Raw genomic sequence first — 1,340 nt, 5'->3', positions numbered from 1 at the left:
GATGGCTATCTTTATTGCTCGTATTTCACGTGGTCGTACCATTCGAGAGTTGATTACCACAGTATGTATCATTGCACCGCTCGTCACCTGCTTTTGGTTCACTATCGTTGGTGGTTCGGGGCTGGCGTTTGAGATTGCCAATCCTGGTAGTGTGAGCGCCGCCTTTGAAGGCTTTAATTTGCCAGGTGCGCTATTAGCGGTCACGCAGCAATTACCGTTTCCTTTGATTACCTCAATTCTGTTTTTAATCTTGACCACGATCTTTATCGTGACGACAGGGGATTCGATGACCTATACCATTAGTGTCGTCATCAGTGGCGAGCGTGAGCCAAACGCTATGATTCGTACCTTCTGGGGTATCATGATGGGGGTTACTGCTATTGTATTGATTTCGCTTGGTTCAGGCGGTGTGAGCGCCTTGCAGTCCTTTATTGTCATTACTGCGGTTCCTGTGTCTTTTGTTTTGCTACCGTCTCTATGGAACGGACCAAAAATCGCCCAGCAAATGGCACGCGATCAAGATTTGTATCGTCCTAACAGGGTTGTGGTTAATCATCGCAAGGCGGAGGAAAAGCTCGCTAAACAAAAAACTATTGAAGAAAAGTAAATTGTTGAACAACTATCATAATAGATCTATTGTGTATAACATGTTGATTATGATAGTAATTTATTTACAGTGGTTTGATTAAAATGGTTGGTTTTTAAATGGCTTTGATTAAAAGCACTTCGTTAAAACGGTCAGCCAGTCAACTGGTCTGACATATTATGTAAGGTAGTGGCATTATGAATTTGGTTCACGCAAACAATGAGAGCATTGACGTAGCGACACTGTCTTTACGCAGCCCCGATGTGGTCATGAATGCTGAGCGACTGGGCGCGATGCACCAGACGCGTATCAGCTTTGTACGTACATTACTGCGTAAAATTGATAGAGAAAAATGGACACTGAGTACGCATCTGTGGGATTTGGATGACAAGGGTTATGGACAAGTCATCTACCGTTTGCAAACCCCTGAGCATACTTATCATCTGGTGGTGTTTTGTAATGAGCTGGCCGATGACGAGCGTAATGATCGAGTGATCGCTCAAAAGTGGGATGTCACCTTTGGCCTCGTATTTGGGGAGATTGGTCAGGAGCTGCTCGATAATCTCAAAGCCAATGTACCGCTACAAGAGGCAGGTCGCAATTCCAACATGGTGATGGTGCTGGCACGCGCTAACAAAAGCGTGCGAGTGTTTGATCATATCGTGAGCGCCTTAGCTGGTGGTCAGCAGCCGGACCTTGAGGTACTTGCGCAAGTCGGCTATATCCTGCGTACCACGGCAGTCTATGGCAATGG

At 45.8% G+C, this 1,340-nt stretch carries 1 protein-coding gene and 1 pseudogene; both read left to right on the top strand.

Annotated features, from left to right (window positions below):
- Nucleotides 1-607 (top strand): BCCT family transporter (locus tag ACS8FD_RS14775; protein WP_439276413.1); only part of this gene is annotated, 607 nt, incomplete at its 5' end.
- 176 nt (nucleotides 608-783) lie between these two features.
- Nucleotides 784-1,340: pseudogene (locus ACS8FD_RS14770) on the top strand (hypothetical protein); the annotation flags it as partial.

It is taken from the genome of Psychrobacter sp. 1U2, assembly GCF_051847575.1.
Note: the sequence above shows the minus strand (reverse complement) of the source record. Positions and strands in the feature narration are given on the sequence as shown.